We start from the raw sequence: 16,692 nt of genomic DNA on the forward strand, positions 1-16,692 counted from the left end.
GGCCGCGCAAAAAGCTCAAAAATGAGACAGAAGTCCCATTTTGCACTGAGCTGCCCTTGCAAAAATGATACTGCCGTCTCATTATATAAATACATTAATCAATTTAATTTAAATGCCAACACCAGGGCACCTAAAAAAATATAATGCATTAATTTTTAAAATAAAAATTAGAAGCACCTCGGAAAAACCCATGAAAGATACTTCAAATTTTGTCTATATTGCTACCACAGCAGATACGAAAGGACAAGAGTTGGAGTATGTGCGGCGGCTGATTGCCAGCCTGGATTTACCCACGCGAACCGTCGATCTCTCCACCCGTAGCTTGCCGTTTGACTCCCCGGCCGATATCGGCCCAGAAGAGGTCGCTCGCCACCATCCGGCGGGCGCCGGCGCGGTCTTCTGCGCCAGCCGCGGCCAGGCGCTCGCCGCCATGGCGACCGCTTTCGAACGCTTTATCCTGACGCGCCGCGATATCGCCGCCCTGCTTGGCCTGGGCGGCTCCGGCGGCACAGCCATCATCACGCCGGCCATGCAGCAACTGCCGATCGGTCTGCCGAAAGTGATGGTCTCGAGCATGGCGGCGGGTGACGTTTCCGCCTATGTCGGCGCCAGCGATATCAGCATGCTGTATTCGGTCACCGATCTCGCCGGCCTGAATCGCATCTCGCGACGGGTGCTGGGCAACGCGGCGCGCCAGATAGCCGGCGCAGTCCGCTTCGCCGCCGTCGACTCTCACGACGACAAGCCGGCGATCGGCCTGACAATGTTTGGCGTCACCACGCCCTGCGTTCAGGCGTTGATTGCCGAGTTGGGATCGCAATGGGATTGTCTGACGTTTCATGCGACCGGCAGCGGCGGCAGAGCGTTGGAAAAACTGATCGATAGCCGCCAACTGCACGGCGCCATCGATTTGACCACCACCGAAGTGGCCGATCACCTGTTTGGCGGCGTGCTGCCCTGCAATACCGATCGTTTCGGTGCCATCGCGCGTACCGGCATCCCGTGCGTGCTCTCCTGCGGCGCGATCGACATGATCAACTTCGGCGCGCCGAACACGGTGCCGGCTCGCTATGCCAACCGTCTGCGCCACCCTCACAACCCGCAAGTGACGCTGGTGCGCACCAGCGCGCGGGAGAATGCGTTAATGGGGCGTTGGATGGGCGAAAAAATCAACGCCTGCGCGGGCGAAGTGCGTTTCGTTATCCCGGCGGGCGGCGTATCGGCTCTGGACGCGCCCGGGCAACCGTTCTGGGATCCGGCGGCGCTGGCCGCCTTTACGCAAGCGCTGGAAGAAACGGTGCGCGCCACCGACAAACGCCGGTTGATAAAAACGCCTTATCATATTAACGACCCGCGCTTTGCTCAGGCCGTTGCCGAGCAGTTCCGGCACATGGTCGGCGGAGAATGATTATCACTCACTGCATAGCCTGCCAGTGATAACGCCAAATAGAAAAAGGGCCAGACAAATAGTCTGGCCCTTTATTATTCACCGCGAGCGGATATTACTGATCGGAGGACATCTGCGCCTTCATTTTATTCATGTGGTCCATCATCTTTTGCTCACGTTTCTGATAATTCTCATTGTATTGTTTTTTCTGCTCAGGGGTCAGCAGGTTATACATTTTATTTTCCGCTTTGGCGCGCTCCAGCATGCGTTCGGATTGCGCTTTGCCAATCGCGTCAATTTGCGCCTTCGCCTTCGCTTCGTCAAAGCTGTCGGAAGCGACCAGATTGTGCAGCGCCTGGCGCTCCTCTTTCATACCCGGCCCGCGCTTCTGGTGCGACTCTTTCATGATATCGCGCATCTGCTGGCGCTGCTGCTCGGTCAGGTTCAGCCCGGCGAACGGGCCGCCTTTGCCTTCACCCTTGTGATGCATCATTTTCATCGGCGCCGCATCCGCCGCCGGGGCAGTGGTGTCCGCAGCGAACGCCGCGGAAGCAGAACCCAGGGCCAGCGTGGAAGCAATAAATAAAGCCGTCAATTTACGCATAATCATTTCCTTAAAAGTTTTTCTTCATCAGGAGCGCTGTACGTTAACAGGCTCATTCGTCGTCGGAGATAATAATAGGCTGATAAATTTCAAGTAATGCGAGGGTGTGTAAACTTTTTAAAACCCGTCTCGGATTTATTCACCAATTATGAGAAAACTATGAAGATGGCGTTTATTTGATGGAAATTTTAATTTCCCGGCAACACTCCCCCCGGTGGAGTTATTTTTCCGCTTTCCCCTTACCGTTATAATTTACTCGCCTGCACGGCAACCTTACATCAACCGTTTTCCGATAACGGGGGAAGTCAGTACCAGCATCACAGGATCCGATGTTCTCCTACACTTTAAGACAACCGGCCGCCGGGCGACGTTTACACCGCAAAACTAATCATTGCTTATATAATAGTTTCCATCACCCGCCCCGCCTGTGAAAACCTGTTATATGATGCACAGATGCGTACGGCGATCGCTTTCGGGCCAACAGGCTGCCCGGAGCTGTGCTGACCGGCCGCCCGTGCTCTTTTGAGGAATCATCATGCCCGCAGACCAAGGCCCTGAGCTTCTTAACGCCCACTTCGGCACCCAAAGCCCCCACTGGCGGCTGGCGTTTGACAGCAATGCCCTGGAGCTGTCCGCCGTTAAAGGCAAAGCCCACGTCGCGGTGGCGCTCAGCGCCATGGAAGCGGCGAAAATCCGTCGCCTGACCGGCGTCACCGCCAGCCTGGAGCTGACCATTACGCTAGCCGGTGCACCGCTGCATCTGCATCTGGTCGGGCGCCGCGTCAACAACCTCGAATGGGCGGGCACCGCTTCCGCCTTCAGCGACACCCAATCTGTGGCGCGCGACCTGGTGCACGGCCTCTCCTTCGCCGAGCAGGTGGTGTCCGAAGCCAACTCGGTGATCGTGATCGTCGATCAACACGGCCGCATTCAGCGTTTCAACCGGCTGAGCGAGGAGTATACCGGGCTGCACGAACACGAGGTGATCGGCAAAAACGTTTTCCAGCTGTTTATGAGCCCGGAAGAAGCCGCCGCTTCGCGGCGCAACATCGCCGGCTTCTTCCGCAACGGTTCGTCCTATGAGGTGGAACGCTGGGTAAAGACGGTCAAGGGCGAACGGCTGTTCCTGTTCCGCAATAAGTTCGTGCACAGCGGCAGCGGCAAAAACGAAGTCTTTCTGATCTGCTCCGGTACCGACATCACCGAAGAACGCCGGGCGCAGGAGCGACTGCGGGTGCTGGCCAACACCGATCTCATCACCGGCCTGCCGAACCGTAACGCCATCCAGGACAAGATCAATCACGCCATCGCCACGCGCGGCGAAGAGAGTTTCGGCCTGGTGTACCTCGATCTCGACAACTTCAAAAAGGTCAACGACGCCTACGGCCATATGTTCGGCGATCGGCTGCTGGTCGAGGTCGCGCTGGCGATCCTCGGCTGCCTGGGCCCGGACCAGGTGCTCGCCCGCCTCGGCGGCGACGAATTCCTGGTGCTGGCACCGCAAACCGATCGCGAGCGCCTGCAAACGCTGGCGCAGCGCATCATCGACAGGCTGAAAACCCCTTTCCGCATCGGCCTGATTGAGGTGTATACCGGCTGTTCGATCGGCATCGCGCTGTGCCCGGAGCACGGCAACGATCTCGACAGCCTGATCCGCAGCGCCGATACCGCCATGTACGTCGCCAAGGAGCACGGCAAACGTACCTATACCGTCTTCTCGCCGGAGATGAATAAACGCGTCGCCGAATACATGTGGCTGGACACCAACCTGCGCAAAGGGCTGGAGCAAAATCAGCTGGTGCTGTATTACCAGCCGAAAATCGACGCGCGCAGCGGTGAAGTGCACAGCGTGGAAGCGCTGGTGCGCTGGGATTCGCCGGAGCGCGGCCTGATCCCGCCGCTGCAGTTCATTTCCTATGCCGAGGAGTCCGGCCTGATCGGCCCGCTCGGCCAATGGGTGCTGCAGACCGCCGCCGGGCAGGCGGCGCAGTGGCAAGAACAGGGCTTGAATCTGCGGGTGGCGGTCAATCTCTCTGCCCGTCAGCTGGCCGATGACAGCATCGTCAACGACCTGCTCGGGGTGCTGCGCCGTCACCGCATGGCCCCCTGTCTGCTGGACTTCGAGTTGACCGAAAGCAGCCTGATTGAAGACGAGAACCGCGCGCGCGCGTTGATCACCCGGCTGCGCGAACTGGGCGCGCAGGTGCATCTCGACGACTTCGGCACCGGCTATTCGTCGCTGGCGCAGCTGGCGCGCATTCCTCTGGACGCCATCAAGCTGGATAAAAGCTTCGTGCGCGGGGTGAATTTCAACCCGGTATCGCAATCGTTGGTGCGCGCGATCGTTGCGGCGGCGGAGGCGTTGGCGTTCCGGGTGATCGCCGAAGGGGTGGAGACCGAGAGCGAAAACCACTTCCTCGACGAGGTCGGCGTGGACGAAAAACAGGGCTTTCTGTTTGCGCGGCCAATGCTCCCGGAACAGCTGGAGCATTGGCTGCAGTCCTATCGCCCGCGCTCACCCTCCGCATGAGGCGGGCGCGTTAAGGTTAGCCGGCACGACGCAGGTTCAGGGTATGGCGATCCTGCAACATCACCAGCCGCTCGATGTAGGCGCGGTCTTTTTCCTCAATGGTAAAGGCCGAGTGCACCCAATCTTCGGTAATGTCCATCAGCTCGGAGCGCGTCAGCTGCAACACGCGCTGACGCGCCCGCAGCATGGCGCGCATGCCGTTGAGCTTCGGCCGAATGGTATCGATAAAGGTGCGCGTCGCCATGTAGGCGTCGCCGGGCTGGAACAGCTGATCCACCAGCCCGCGGCTCTCGAACCACTCTGCGGTATGCGACTCGCCGCCCCAAATCAGCTCCTCGGCCAAGCGCATGCCCGCCTTGCGCGCCACCAGCGAGTAACCGCCCATACCGGGAAACAGATTGAACGCGATCTCCGGAAACCCCATGCGCGCATTGTTCTGCGCCAGCACGAAATGGTGCGCCAACGCCGCTTCAAAGCCGCCCCCCAGCGCGCTGCCTTCGACCATCGCAATGCTGACCGCGCCGGTGTCGAAACCGCGAGCCGCCGCATGCACGCAGTCGATGCAGGCGCGCGCGTAGGCCATCATCGCCTCGCGCTTGCGGTTTTTGATCGCGTCGGCGAAGAACTGCAGATCGCCGCCGACGTTGAACATGTTCGGCACCAGCGAGCCGGTGACCCAGAAATCGAACCGCAGCGAAGATTCCTTCGCCGCCTGCGCCAGCGTCATGATGTCTTCGATCAGCGCCTGGTTGAAGCAGGGGCGCGGCGCGGCGCGCAGCAGCATCCACATGATGTGCCGCCCCTCTTCATAGTAGGCGGACAGCTGCGACAGATTGCCCGCTTCGGTAAACGGGCGGCAGGTGGGGTGATTAAGCAATTTCATAAGACCTTCCAGTTTTTCTGTTGATGACGGATGAGACCGTTCCAGCCCCTACGGCTGCAGCGGAGCGGCGAGCGGCAAAGCGCAACGCCACATCATGAGTAAACGCTTTCTCGCCGACGAAACAGATAAAAATTGGAGGTAGGAAAGTGAAAAAAACCGAGGCGCCACGGGGTTTTCATAGGAATTTTACCTATCTGCCCCTCCCCGGCATTTCATGCCGGGCGCTAACGCGCTAAGCTCGGAAAATGACCGTTTACCGCCCCGGCGCTCAAAACGCCGCGGGGCTTTGGCTATAATCAATGCTGAAACATGCCGTTTAACGTTAAGGAAATCGTGAAGTAATGCCTACAGGACCAGACCAGGAACGCCGCCAGCCCGCACAAGACACGCCGCCGAAGCCGCTTATCGCCATCAAGACCGGCCATGAGACCCTCGACCGCCGCATCGGTGGTTTTTCACGTCTGATTGAACGCATCAAAGCCTGGCCGAGCGTGGCGCACCTGCTGCGCGCGGCCGAACGCTTTAACGATCGGCTGGGTAGCCAGTTCGGCGCCGCCATCACCTATTTTTCATTCCTCTCGCTGATCCCGATCCTGATGGTGTCGTTTGCCGCCGCCGGCTTCGTGCTGGCCTCCAATCCGGATCTGCTGGCCCGCTTGATCAACCGGATCGTCGGCAGCATCAGCGATCCGACGCTGGCCAGCACGCTGAAGAACACCGTCAATACCGCCATTCAGCAGCGCACCACCGTGGGGTTGACCGGCCTGGCGCTGGCGCTCTATTCCGGCATCAGCTGGATGGGCAATCTGCGCGAGGCGATCCGCGCGCAGTCGCGCGATGTCTGGGAGCGCAATCCGCAGGATCAGGAGAAAATCTACTTCAAATACACCCGCGACTTCATCTCGCTGACCGGCCTGGTGGTCGCGCTGATTATCACGCTGTCGCTGACCTCGGTCGCCGGGTCGGCGCAGGCGGCGATCGTCAACGCGCTGGGGCTGGACGGCATCGAATGGCTGCGGCCGGCGCTGACGACGATCGCGCTGTCGATCTCGATCTTCGCCAACTATCTGCTGTTCCTGTGGATTTTCTGGATGCTGCCGCGCCACAAACCGAAGAAAAAAGCGCTGCTGCGCGGCACCTTGCTCGCCGCCATCGGCTTTGAGGTGATCAAGTTCGTGATGACCATGACGCTGCCGCAGGTGGCGAAGTCGCCTTCCGGCGCGGCCTTCGGATCGGTGATCGGGCTGATGGCGTTCTTCTACTTCTTCGCTCGTTTGACGCTGTTTTGCGCCGCCTGGATCGCCACCGCCGACTACAAAGGCGACAAAGCGTTGCCGGAACGCGAGCCGCCAGCGCGCTGAAGCCATGCAATCGTGCCGGTGTTATCGCACACACCGGCAGGTTCATCTGGTTAACAGCCAAAAAACCAGTCAATACATCTGAATCGCGCGGTGCGCCATCCGAAAAACCAGCATAACAAACTGCCCAGTCACTTTTCTTTGCCGTTTTTACAGCCATTCCCTCTGCGCGAACTCCATTTCTCAACGTTTAACGCTGCAGAAAAGAAGCCCGGTAAAACATTAGTCTTTTTAACCGGTTAGGAGCGGCGTTGCCCAAAGCTCCCGCGTTGAAAAGGCCGCATGCTGTCACTAAGATGGATTTTTACCCCCTCTAACGATAAGAAATATTATGCAAGCCACCATCGCACCCCCACTCGACGCCGACGAGGCGTCCACACCGGTGAACTCCCGCGGGAAAGTCATCGTCGCCTCGCTGGTCGGCACCGCCATCGAGTTCTTCGACTTCTACATCTACGCCACCGCCGCGGTGATCGTGTTCCCGCACATCTTCTTCCCGCAGGGCGACCCGACCACCGCGACGCTGCAGTCGCTGGCCACCTTCGCCGTCGCCTTTGTCGCGCGCCCTATCGGCTCTGCGCTGTTCGGCCACTTCGGCGATCGGGTAGGGCGCAAGGTCACGCTGGTCGCCTCGCTGCTGACCATGGGGATTTCCACCGTGCTGATCGGCCTGCTGCCAAGCTATGAAACCATCGGCATCTTCGCCCCTATCCTGCTGGCGCTGGCGCGCTTTGGGCAGGGCCTGGGGCTGGGCGGCGAATGGGGCGGCGCCGCCCTGCTGGCGACGGAGAACGCGCCGGCCAAAAAGCGCGCGCTGTACGGCTCCTTCCCGCAGTTGGGCGCGCCGATCGGCTTCTTCTTCGCCAACGGCACCTTCCTGCTGCTCTCCTGGCTGCTGAGCGACCAGCAGTTTATGGAATGGGGCTGGCGCGTGCCGTTCATCCTCTCCGCGGCGCTGGTGCTGATCGGCCTGTACGTTCGGGTATCGCTGCATGAAACGCCGGTGTTCGCCAAAGTGGCCAAGGCCGGCAAACAGGTGAAAGTGCCGCTCGGCACGCTGCTGAGCAAGCATCTGAAAGCCACCATCCTCGGCACCTTCATCATGCTGGCGACCTACACGCTGTTTTATCTGATGACGGTGTATTCGATGACCTACGGCACCGCGCCGCAGCCGCTGGGCCTCGGCTACTCCCGCAACAGCTTCCTGTGGATGCTGATGGTGGCGGTGATCGGCTTCGGCGTGATGGTGCCGATCGCCGGCCTGCTGGCGGATGCGTTCGGCCGCCGCAAGACCATGATCGCCATTACCCTGCTGATGATCGGCTTCGCGTTCCTGTTCCCGCCCCTGCTGGGTTCCGGCAATCAGGCGCTGGTGATGGGCTTCCTGCTGTGCGGCCTGAGCATCATGGGGCTGACCTTTGGCCCGATGGGCGCGCTGCTGCCGGAGCTGTTCCCGACCGAAGTGCGCTATACCGGCGCGTCGTTCTCCTACAACGTCGCGTCGATCCTCGGCGCGTCCGTGGCGCCTTATATCGCCACCTGGCTGGCGGCCCACTACGGGCTGTTCTACGTCGGCATGTACCTGGCGGCGATGGCCGGGTTGACGCTGCTGGCCCTGCTGTTGATGAAAGAAACCCGCCACCGGTCGCTGTGATCCCCTGCGGCCCCCTCACTGCGGGGGCCGCACGCGTTGTTCGTTTACTGTCATAAAACCGGGCTATGCTGGATGTTTCTCTCGGTAACAGGATCGGCCGATGTCTCTGCGTCGTGGAGTATTTGTCTGCGTTGCGCTGCTGGCGGCTCTCGCCATCGCGCTCTATTACGGGTTGAAGCCTGATCATCCCGATGCGCTGTGGCGCATCGTCAGCCAGCAATGTCTGCCCAATCAGCAAGCGCATGACAACCCGGCGCCCTGCGCGCAGGTAGATGTGCCGGCCGGCTTCGTGGTGTTTAAAGATCGCAACGGGCCGCTGCAATACCTGCTGATGCCCAGCGCCAAAATCACCGGGATAGAAAGCCCGGCGGTGCTGGACGCCACTACGCCGAATTTCTTCGCCCAGGCCTGGCGCGCGCGCCACGTGATGGCGGAACGCTATGGCAAACCGATCGACGATGGCGATATTTCACTGGCGATCAACTCGGAATATGGCCGCACGCAAAACCAGCTGCACATTCATATCTCCTGCCTGCTGCCGGCGGTAAAACAGCGGCTGGCGCAGATCGGCCCCGATTTTATCGATCAATGGCAACCGCTGCCCGGCGGCCTGTTGGGGCATGACTATCTGGGGCGGCGGGTGACCCCCGCCGAACTGGAACAACAGGGCGCCTTCCGCCTGTTGGCTTCCGGCCTGCCGCGCGCCGAAGGGCGCATGGGCAGCTTCGGCCTGGCGATGACCGCGCTGCCGGACGGCGATTTCCTGCTGCTGGCGACCGAGCGCAGCCTGCTGCCGTTTACCCTGGCCTCGGCGGAAGAGATCCAGGATCACGACTGCCGGCTGCTCACGCCGCCGCCGCACGCCTGACTATTTTTTGCCTTTCATCTCCCGCAGGATCTGCCCGCACTGGTTCTCCTCGCCGCCTTCACTGGGTGAAACCAGCGCCAGCAGCGCCGCCGCCGGCGTCAGCACCGCGCCCAACGCCACCGCCGCCGCGCCGCGCGCGATCAGCGGCCCGGCTTTGACGCCGGCGTCGGGGTGCTTAAAGGTGCCTTTCACGTACAGCGGCGAGCGCAGGGTCAGCACGCGCATCCCCTTGCTTTCCGGATCGATGGACAAATCCAGCCGTTCGGTGGCGAGGTTGGTGTTGCCGGTGATGTTGATCACCGCGTTCTCGGTGTCGAACACGAACAGCCGTGGCGCGGCGACGCCGTTACGGATGCCGACATCCGCCGCCGCGCAGTTGATGCCCACCACATCGTCACCGAACAGCTGCGCCACCAGATAGTTGCCAACGTTCAGACCGAGGATTTCCATCAGGCTGCGGCTGATCACCCCGTTATTGATCAACAGGCGCAGGTCGCCGTTGCTGGTCGCCAGCAGCTCGGCTACCGAATTGCCGCTGCCCGTCAGCCTGGCGTCGCCGTTCATCTGCCCGAGGCTGCGCTTCATCGCCGCCACGTTCGGCAACAGCTGTTTGAGCTGGAGTTTGCGCGCGTGCATATCCACCTGGCCGCGCATCGGCTTTTTGCCGCCGTCGAGGCGCACCACGGCGTTCAGGCTGCCGCCCGCCATGCCGAAGCGCAGCGGATCCAGGCGCAGTTCGCCATTGTTCAGCTTCAGATGCGTGGCCAAATCGCTCAGCGGCAAATCGCTGCCGCGTTCGATACGCGCGGCGGCAAACTTCACGTCCGCATCCATCTTGCGCCAGCTTTGCGTATCGAACTGTTCGACCGGCAGCACCTTATCCGCCGGCTGGCGGCTCTTCTCGCCGCGCCCGGCTTTGGCGGCGTTGGAGTCCGCGCCGATCAGCGGCGCCAGATCCGCCAACCTCAGCTGCCGGGAGCTCACCGCGCCGCTCAGCGTCGGCCGCGGCTTACCGGCAACGTATTTCAAATCGCCGTGAATGTCGCTGTCACCGATTTTGCCGTCGAATTTCTGATATTCGAACACGGCGCCGCCCGGCTGATGCAGGCGGGCAATCAGATGGCCATCGGTCGCATACGGCGGCGTGTTCGGCAGCAGCACGCCGGTCAGGCCATAGAGATTACCCAGGCTTTCGCCGGAAAATTTCAGCTGCACGTCCAGCCCGCCGAGGTTCAGCGGATCGGTCAAGGTGCCCGCCACCGCCACCCGGGTACTGCCGGAGCGCACGTCGGCCTGCAGCGGGAACGGCAGATCGGCGCTCTGCAGCGACAGCATGCCGCCAATCTTGCCGCTGCCGCTCAGCGGCTCGCCGTTGTATTTGCCCTTGACCTGCCAACCGAAGACGTAGTCAGGAGTGGCGGCCTTGCCGCTGCTCTGTTTGCCGGTCACTTCACTGAACGGCAGCGGTTTGCCGAGCGGATCGATGACGGCGCGGAAGTCCGCCTTCAGCGTGGCGTCTTTAAAGGCGATCTGCCCCTTGTCGAACACGATGTCGTGAACGGTGAACGACCAGTCGGAAGGCGGTTGCTGCGGATCCTGGCCAGCGGCCAGGTCAAACGTCCAGTTGTTGTCGCCGTTGGCCAGGCGTTGCAACGACGCATTCGGCTGCTTGACCCAAATGCGCGGGATCAGCAGTTCTTTCTTCAGCAACGCCAGCGGTGCGATGCTGGCGTCGACGCGCTGCAGCGTCACCATGCTGTCGCCGGGCATGTTTTTCGGGTTACCCAGCCACACGTCTTCGGCGTGAATATGCGGCCAGGGCACCCAGGCGCGCCAGCCGCCCTCATCCCGGTTACGCGACCAGTCGACGCCCAGATCGCCGCGGATGGCGAACGGCCGCCGCAGTTCGGCCGACACTTTGTCGTTGATGGTGGGCTTGAGTCGATTCCAGTCGAAGGTAGCGATGAAGATCGCCAGCGCGGCGACCGCCAGCAGCACAATGCCGCCCAGCCAGCTGAAAACCTTTCCTGTTCTTGTCATAGGGCTCCCTCAGCACATAAACCGGGCTGCCGAATGAAAGGAAAAGGAATGAGCAGCCCCGTTTAAGATTAGCTGAGGATAGGCCGGAGTTCACGCCGGCGCGCCGGGCGCGGCGAACAGCGTCGGTACGCTGTGTAAAGTTTCAAAGCATGCCGGGCGGGAAAGATAGTAACCCTGCGCGGCCAACGCGCCGGAACGCTGCACCAGCCGCCACTCCTGCTCGGTTTCCACGCCTTCGACGATCACCCCGTCGCTGTGCTGGTTCATCATCTTGATCAGGGTGCCGAGCAGCTGCACGCCCTCTTCAGACTGTTTAAGCAAGGTGAACAATTCGCGCGCTACCTTGATGTATTGATAGCGCCAGGCGCCGACGGCGGAGAAGTTGGCCAGCCCGCTGCCGAAATCGTCCAGCCACAGCCGTTCGCCGCCGACCATCTGGTGCAACGGGCGGTTTGACGCCGTTTCGGCGTGCTCCACCAGTTCGAAGCGCAGATAGGGCATCTCGGCGATCTGCCGCTGCAGCTCGCTATGGCGCTGCAACGCTTGCAGCGCCATGCCGTCGATATTGACCGACACCATCAACGCGTGGCGAATGAACAATGCCTGCCAGCGCTGCAACAGCGCCAGCTGTTCCTGGATCACCCGCAAACGCTGGGCGACGCCGAGCGAGGAAAAATACTGTTCCGGGGATTGCCGTTTGTCCGGTTCATTCGGGTGATATACCGCCGTCAGCAGTTCCACCGCCAGCAGCGCGCCGCTGGTGCGATAAATCGGCTGGAAGGTATACAAGCGCCGGCATTGCCGCCAGTAGCGCCGCGATTTGGCGCAGGCATAGAGGGCAAAACAGGGCGCCAGCAGACCCGAGATCAGGTTGGTTATCATCGGTACTATCGCCGTGGCGGGGAAGTGAGAGCGCTGCCGCTGTTTCTTTACCCAGCTTATCGGCCGCGCCGCGCAAAACTTTAAGCACGAATTGCCGCACGGTTTCTTCTTCACCCTGTTTTGGCATGGGCCGATCGCGATCATAAAAAATCAAAACACCGTTTTAATTTATTGACTCCCTCACCGCCTTGCGTGGAGACTGGCGGTTGTTGCTTCTTCTTTAGCCAGGGCTTATTGACGATGACTATCCGAAATCTCGCCGTGATCGGCGAATGCATGATCGAACTGTCGCAGCAGGGCGCACAGCTGACGCGCGGCTTTGGCGGCGATACCCTCAACACCGCCGTCTACCTCGCCCGCCAAATGCCGGAACAGACGCTGCAGGTGCATTACGTCACCGCGCTCGGCACCGACAGCTTCAGCGACGAGATGCTGCAGGCCTGGCGGCAGGAGAAGATCGAGACCGGGCTGATTCAGCGGTTGGAAAACAAACTGCCGGGCCTGTACGTGATCGAAACCGACGCCGCCGGCGAACGCACCTTCTACTACTGGCGCAACGACGCCGCCGCCCGGTATTGGCTGGCGGGTCCCCAGGCCGACGCACTGTGCGCCCGGCTGGCGCAGTTCGATTACCTGTACCTCAGCGGCATTAGCCTGGCGATCCTCGCGCCTGCCGACCGCACGAAGCTGCTGGCGCTGTTGCGCCGCTGCCGCGCCAACGGCGGCCAGGTTATCTTCGACAATAACTATCGCCCGCGCCTGTGGCACAGCCGTGAGGAAACGCAGCAGGCCTACCGTGAGGTGCTGGCCTGCACCGACATCGCCTTCCTGACGCTGGATGACGAAGAGCTGCTGTGGGGAGCGCAGCCGGTTGAACAGGTGGTGGCGCGCACGCAGGCGCTCGGCGTCGGCGAGATCGTTATCAAACGCGGCGCGGATGCCTGTCTGGTGTTCAGCGTGGAGGGAGAGCGGCTTGAGGTGCCGGCCATCGCGCTGCCGCCGGAGCGCGTGGTGGATACCACCGCGGCGGGCGACTCTTTCAGCGCCGGTTACCTGGCGGTACGCCTGAACGGCGGCAGCGCCCAACAGGCGGCGCAGCGCGGCCACCTGCTCGCCGCAACGGTGATCCAACACCGCGGCGCCATCATTCCCGCCGAGGTCATGCCGGAGGCATAAAAAAGCCGGCATCGCTGCCGGCTCTGTGTGCTTTGCCTTGCGGGAAATCAGCCCGCAACGGCGATGCGTTTCATGTCGGTCATGTAGCCACGCAGTTTGCGGCCGACGGTTTCGATAGGGTGGCTGCGTACCGCTTCGTTCACGTCACGCAGCTGCGCGTTGTCCACCGCCGTACCCGCCACGGCTTTACCCAAATCGCCCGCCTGCAGGGTGGTCATGAAGTCCTTCAGCAACGGCACCGCCGCGTTGGCGAACAGGTAGTTGCCGTACTCTGCGGTATCGGAGATAACCACGTTCATTTCATACAGACGCTTACGCGCAATGGTGTTGGCGATCAGCGGCAGCTCGTGCAGCGACTCGTAGTAAGCCGACTCTTCGATGATGCCGGCATCGACCATGGTTTCGAACGCCAGCTCAACGCCCGCTTTCACCATCGCCACCATCAGCACGCCGTGATCGAAGTACTCTTGCTCGCTGATTTTGCCTTCAAACTGCGGCGCATTCTCGAACGCGGTTTTGCCGGTCTCTTCGCGCCAGGTCAGCAATTTCACGTCGTCTTCCGCCCAGTCGGCCATCATGCCGCTCGAGAAAGCGCCGGAGATGATGTCGTCCATGTGCTTCTGGAACAGCGGCGCCATGATGGTTTTCAGCTGTTCGGACAGCGCATAGGCACGCAGCTTGGCCGGGTTGGACAGGCGATCCATCATCAGGGTGATGCCGCCCTGCTTCAGCGCTTCGGTGATGGTTTCCCAGCCGAACTGAATCAGTTTCTCGGCGTAAGCCGGATCGGTGCCCTCAGCAACCAGCTTGTCGAAGCACAGCAGCGAACCCGCCTGCAGCATGCCGCACAGAATGGTCTGCTCGCCCATCAGGTCGGATTTCACTTCGGCGACGAAGGAGGACTCCAGCACGCCGGCGCGGTGGCCACCGGTCGCCGCCGCCCAGGCCTTGGCGATCGCCATGCCTTCGCCTTTCGGATCGTTTTCCGGGTGAACCGCAATCAGGGTCGGCACGCCGAAGCCGCGCTTGTACTCTTCGCGCACTTCGGTGCCCGGGCATTTCGGCGCGACCATCACCACGGTGATGTCTTTACGCACCTGCTCACCCACTTCAACGATGTTGAAGCCGTGGGAGTAACCCAGCGCCGCGCCGTCTTTCATCAGCGGCTGCACCGCACGCACCACGGAAGAGTGCTGCTTGTCGGGCGTCAGGTTGACCACCAGATCCGCCTGCGGGATCAGGTCTTCGTAGGTGCCGACCTTGAAGCCGTTTTCGGTCGCCTTGCGCCAGGAAGCGCGCTTCTCGTCGATCGCTTCTTTGCGCAGGGCATAGGCGACGTCCAGACCGGAATCGCGCATGTTCAGCCCCTGGTTCAGGCCCTGGGCGCCACAGCCGACAATCACCACTTTTTTACCTTTCAGGTAGCCGGCTTCGTCAGCAAATTCGTCGCGCGCCATAAAGCGGCATTTACCCAATTGCGCCAACTGCTGACGCAGGTTCAATGTGTTGAAATAGTTAGCCATGGTGGTACTCCGGTTTGATGTTGTCTTGCATTGTTATTTTCATTCCCCGCCCTGTCTGTGCGGAGATTCGTTAAACTCAATGTATAACAGGAAATGCGTTGCTTAAATTGATATATTGAGAACGTGATATTGCAATTTTTGCAACACTCTCACTGCGAGCGTATCGATATGGATTTACGTGATTTAAAGCTGTTCCTGCATCTGGCCGAAAGCCATCACTTCGGGCGCACCGCCAAGGCGATGCACGTCAGCCCGTCGACGCTCTCCCGCCAGATCCAGCGGCTGGAAGAGATCCTCGGGCAGCCGCTGTTCCTGCGCGATAACCGCACCGTGCAGCTGACCGACGCCGGCGAACAGCTGAAAGAATTCGCCCAGCAAACGCTGCTGCAATATCAGCAGCTGAAGCACTCGCTCGGCCAGCACGGCCCTTCGCTGAGCGGCGAACTGCGGCTGTTCTGCTCGGTGACCGCGGCGTACAGCCACCTGCCGCCGATCCTCGATCGCTTCCGCGCGCAGCACCCGCTGGTGGAGATTAAGCTGACCACCGGCGACGCCGCCGACGCGGTCGACAAAGTGCAATCCAACGAGGCCGATCTCGGCATCGCCGGCCGGCCGGAAACGCTGCCCGCCAGCGTGGCGTTCACCAAAATCGGCGAAATCCCGCTGGTGCTGATCGCGCCGGCGCTGCCCTGCGCGGTGCGCAGCCAGGCGTTCGCCGACAGGCCCGACTGGGCCGAGATCCCGTTCATCCTGCCGGAGCACGGCCCTTCGCGAAAACGCATCGAGCTGTGGTTCCGCCGCCACCGCATCAGCAATCCGCTGATTTACGCCACCGTCGGCGGCCACGAAGCCATCGTGTCGATGGTCGCTTTGGGCTGCGGCATCGCACTGATCCCGAGCGTAGTGGTGGACAACAGCCCGGAGCCGGTACGCAACCGCATCTCGCAGCTGGATAACATCTCGATGGTCGAACCGTTCGAGCTGGGGGTCTGCGTCCAGAAAAAGCGCCTCAGCGATCCGCTGATCGACGCCTTTTGGCGCTTGCTGCATCCCCGCTGACGCGGGGTTTACAGATCCGCCGGGTCGATCTGCTTCATCGTCTCTACCTGCATCAGCCAGTGGTAGAGCGGCTCAAGCTGCAAAAATGCCCCGGCCAGCAGCGGCATCAGATCGGCACTGAACAGCTTTTCCACTTCGCTGTCGGTCACCATCACCGCAAACGACTTGCGGTTGTACCAGGTGGCGATCTCCGCCGCCTGTTCCTTCACCAGCGGGCGCTTGTAGCTCTCTCCCACCAGCTCGAACGGCGGCCGGCAGCAGGCGGCCACCTCAAGGAAAGGCTGCGGCCGCTGCCTCAGCGTATGGCGGAACAGATCCATGGTCGGCTTGTTGGCGCTGTAGTAGCCGAGCCCATAGCGCAGCATGTCCGGCCCCAGTTCGAAAAAGTAGACCGGCGCGTCTTTCCAGTCTTTACTCGGGCGCTTGAACGTCAGCCACATGCGGCTGCGGTAGCGCGATTTGTCATGTGAAAAACGCGTATCGCGATGAATGCGCGACAGCGTTTTACCGATCGCCGGGCGAGTCTCGAACAGCGGATCGATCGCCAGCATGCCGGGAGCCAACTGCTCCACCAGCGCGCGAAACGGCGCCAGCAGCTCGCGATCGTAGATGTCGCGGTTGCCGTCGAACCACGCCTTATCGTTCTCGATCCGCACCTGTTGCAGGAAATTCAGACCCTGCTGGCTAAAGCCGGAGAAGGGTTGCGTCATAAGTTTTTCCGTTCTGAC

13 protein-coding genes are annotated in these 16,692 nt (G+C 61.1%); 7 read left to right on the forward strand and 6 right to left on the reverse strand.

Features of this window, described 5'->3' with window-relative positions; all coding sequences use genetic code 11:
- The first annotated feature begins 190 nt into the window (after nucleotides 1-190).
- A complete protein-coding gene (locus ACJ8MK_RS17740; RefSeq protein WP_442517942.1) occupies nucleotides 191-1,408 on the forward strand; it encodes a Tm-1-like ATP-binding domain-containing protein in 1,218 nt (405 codons plus the stop codon).
- A 94-nt stretch (nucleotides 1,409-1,502) separates the two neighbouring features.
- On the opposite strand, the gene spy is transcribed toward ACJ8MK_RS17740, so the two are convergent.
- Nucleotides 1,503-1,991: an ATP-independent periplasmic protein-refolding chaperone Spy gene (gene spy, locus ACJ8MK_RS17745; protein WP_033636398.1), complete on the reverse strand. Its 489-nt coding sequence runs from the start codon at nucleotides 1,989-1,991 to the stop codon at nucleotides 1,503-1,505.
- A gap of 535 nt (nucleotides 1,992-2,526) precedes the next feature.
- On the opposite strand from spy, the gene pdeR reads away from it, so the two are divergent.
- Nucleotides 2,527-4,521: a cyclic di-GMP phosphodiesterase gene (pdeR, locus tag ACJ8MK_RS17750; RefSeq protein WP_039569730.1), complete on the forward strand. Its 1,995-nt coding sequence runs from the start codon at nucleotides 2,527-2,529 to the stop codon at nucleotides 4,519-4,521.
- 16 nt (nucleotides 4,522-4,537) lie between these two features.
- On the opposite strand, the gene ACJ8MK_RS17755 is transcribed toward pdeR, so the two are convergent.
- The gene (locus ACJ8MK_RS17755) at nucleotides 4,538-5,404 is read right to left on the reverse strand and encodes a crotonase/enoyl-CoA hydratase family protein (RefSeq protein ID WP_033636400.1); all 867 of its coding nucleotides are present in this window, start codon (nucleotides 5,402-5,404) and stop codon (nucleotides 4,538-4,540) included.
- 341 nt (nucleotides 5,405-5,745) lie between these two features.
- On the opposite strand from ACJ8MK_RS17755, the gene yhjD reads away from it, so the two are divergent.
- The 3 genes from yhjD to ACJ8MK_RS17770 all read left to right on the forward strand — a co-directional run bounded on the left by yhjD (nucleotide 5,746) and on the right by ACJ8MK_RS17770 (nucleotide 9,284).
- Entirely contained in the window at nucleotides 5,746-6,765 is a 1,020-nt protein-coding gene (gene yhjD / locus ACJ8MK_RS17760; protein ID WP_033636401.1) for an inner membrane protein YhjD, read from the forward strand.
- A gap of 328 nt (nucleotides 6,766-7,093) precedes the next feature.
- Nucleotides 7,094-8,416 carry an MFS transporter gene (locus ACJ8MK_RS17765; protein ID WP_033636402.1) on the forward strand — a complete coding sequence of 441 codons (1,323 nt, stop codon included), beginning with the start codon at nucleotides 7,094-7,096 and terminating at the stop codon, nucleotides 8,414-8,416.
- A 100-nt stretch (nucleotides 8,417-8,516) separates the two neighbouring features.
- Entirely contained in the window at nucleotides 8,517-9,284 is a 768-nt protein-coding gene (locus ACJ8MK_RS17770; protein ID WP_033654494.1) for a CDP-diacylglycerol diphosphatase, read from the forward strand.
- Here the strand turns inward: ACJ8MK_RS17770 and ACJ8MK_RS17775 are convergent, their stop codons facing one another.
- Nucleotides 9,285-11,324, reverse strand: a complete 2,040-nt coding sequence (locus ACJ8MK_RS17775; protein ID WP_442517943.1) for an AsmA family protein — start codon at nucleotides 11,322-11,324, stop codon at nucleotides 9,285-9,287.
- A 90-nt stretch (nucleotides 11,325-11,414) separates the two neighbouring features.
- Complete coding sequence (gene pdeH, locus ACJ8MK_RS17780) at nucleotides 11,415-12,206, reverse strand: cyclic-guanylate-specific phosphodiesterase (RefSeq protein ID WP_049212970.1); 792 nt, start codon at nucleotides 12,204-12,206, stop codon at nucleotides 11,415-11,417.
- Between the two features lie 240 nt (nucleotides 12,207-12,446).
- Here pdeH and ACJ8MK_RS17785 point away from each other — a divergent pair, with 240 nt between their 5' ends.
- Complete coding sequence (locus ACJ8MK_RS17785; protein ID WP_442517944.1) at nucleotides 12,447-13,382, forward strand: sugar kinase; 936 nt, start codon at nucleotides 12,447-12,449, stop codon at nucleotides 13,380-13,382.
- Nucleotides 13,383-13,429: 47 nt separating this feature from the next.
- Here the strand turns inward: ACJ8MK_RS17785 and ilvC are convergent, their stop codons facing one another.
- Entirely contained in the window at nucleotides 13,430-14,905 is a 1,476-nt protein-coding gene (ilvC, locus tag ACJ8MK_RS17790; RefSeq protein WP_033636408.1) for a ketol-acid reductoisomerase, read from the reverse strand.
- Nucleotides 14,906-15,073: 168 nt separating this feature from the next.
- Between ilvC and ilvY the strand changes: the two genes are divergently transcribed.
- Nucleotides 15,074-15,964 carry an HTH-type transcriptional activator IlvY gene (gene ilvY / locus ACJ8MK_RS17795; RefSeq protein WP_033636409.1) on the forward strand — a complete coding sequence of 297 codons (891 nt, stop codon included), beginning with the start codon at nucleotides 15,074-15,076 and terminating at the stop codon, nucleotides 15,962-15,964.
- A gap of 8 nt (nucleotides 15,965-15,972) precedes the next feature.
- Here the strand turns inward: ilvY and ACJ8MK_RS17800 are convergent, their stop codons facing one another.
- Nucleotides 15,973-16,674, reverse strand: coding sequence for a DUF2461 family protein (locus ACJ8MK_RS17800; protein WP_197641124.1), 702 nt, complete (start codon nucleotides 16,672-16,674; stop codon nucleotides 15,973-15,975).
- Between the last annotated feature and the right edge of the window lie 18 nt (nucleotides 16,675-16,692).

The sequence above is a fragment of the Serratia sp. CY38905 genome, assembly GCF_052168875.1.
Classification (GTDB): Bacteria; Pseudomonadota; Gammaproteobacteria; order Enterobacterales; family Enterobacteriaceae; genus Serratia; species Serratia sarumanii.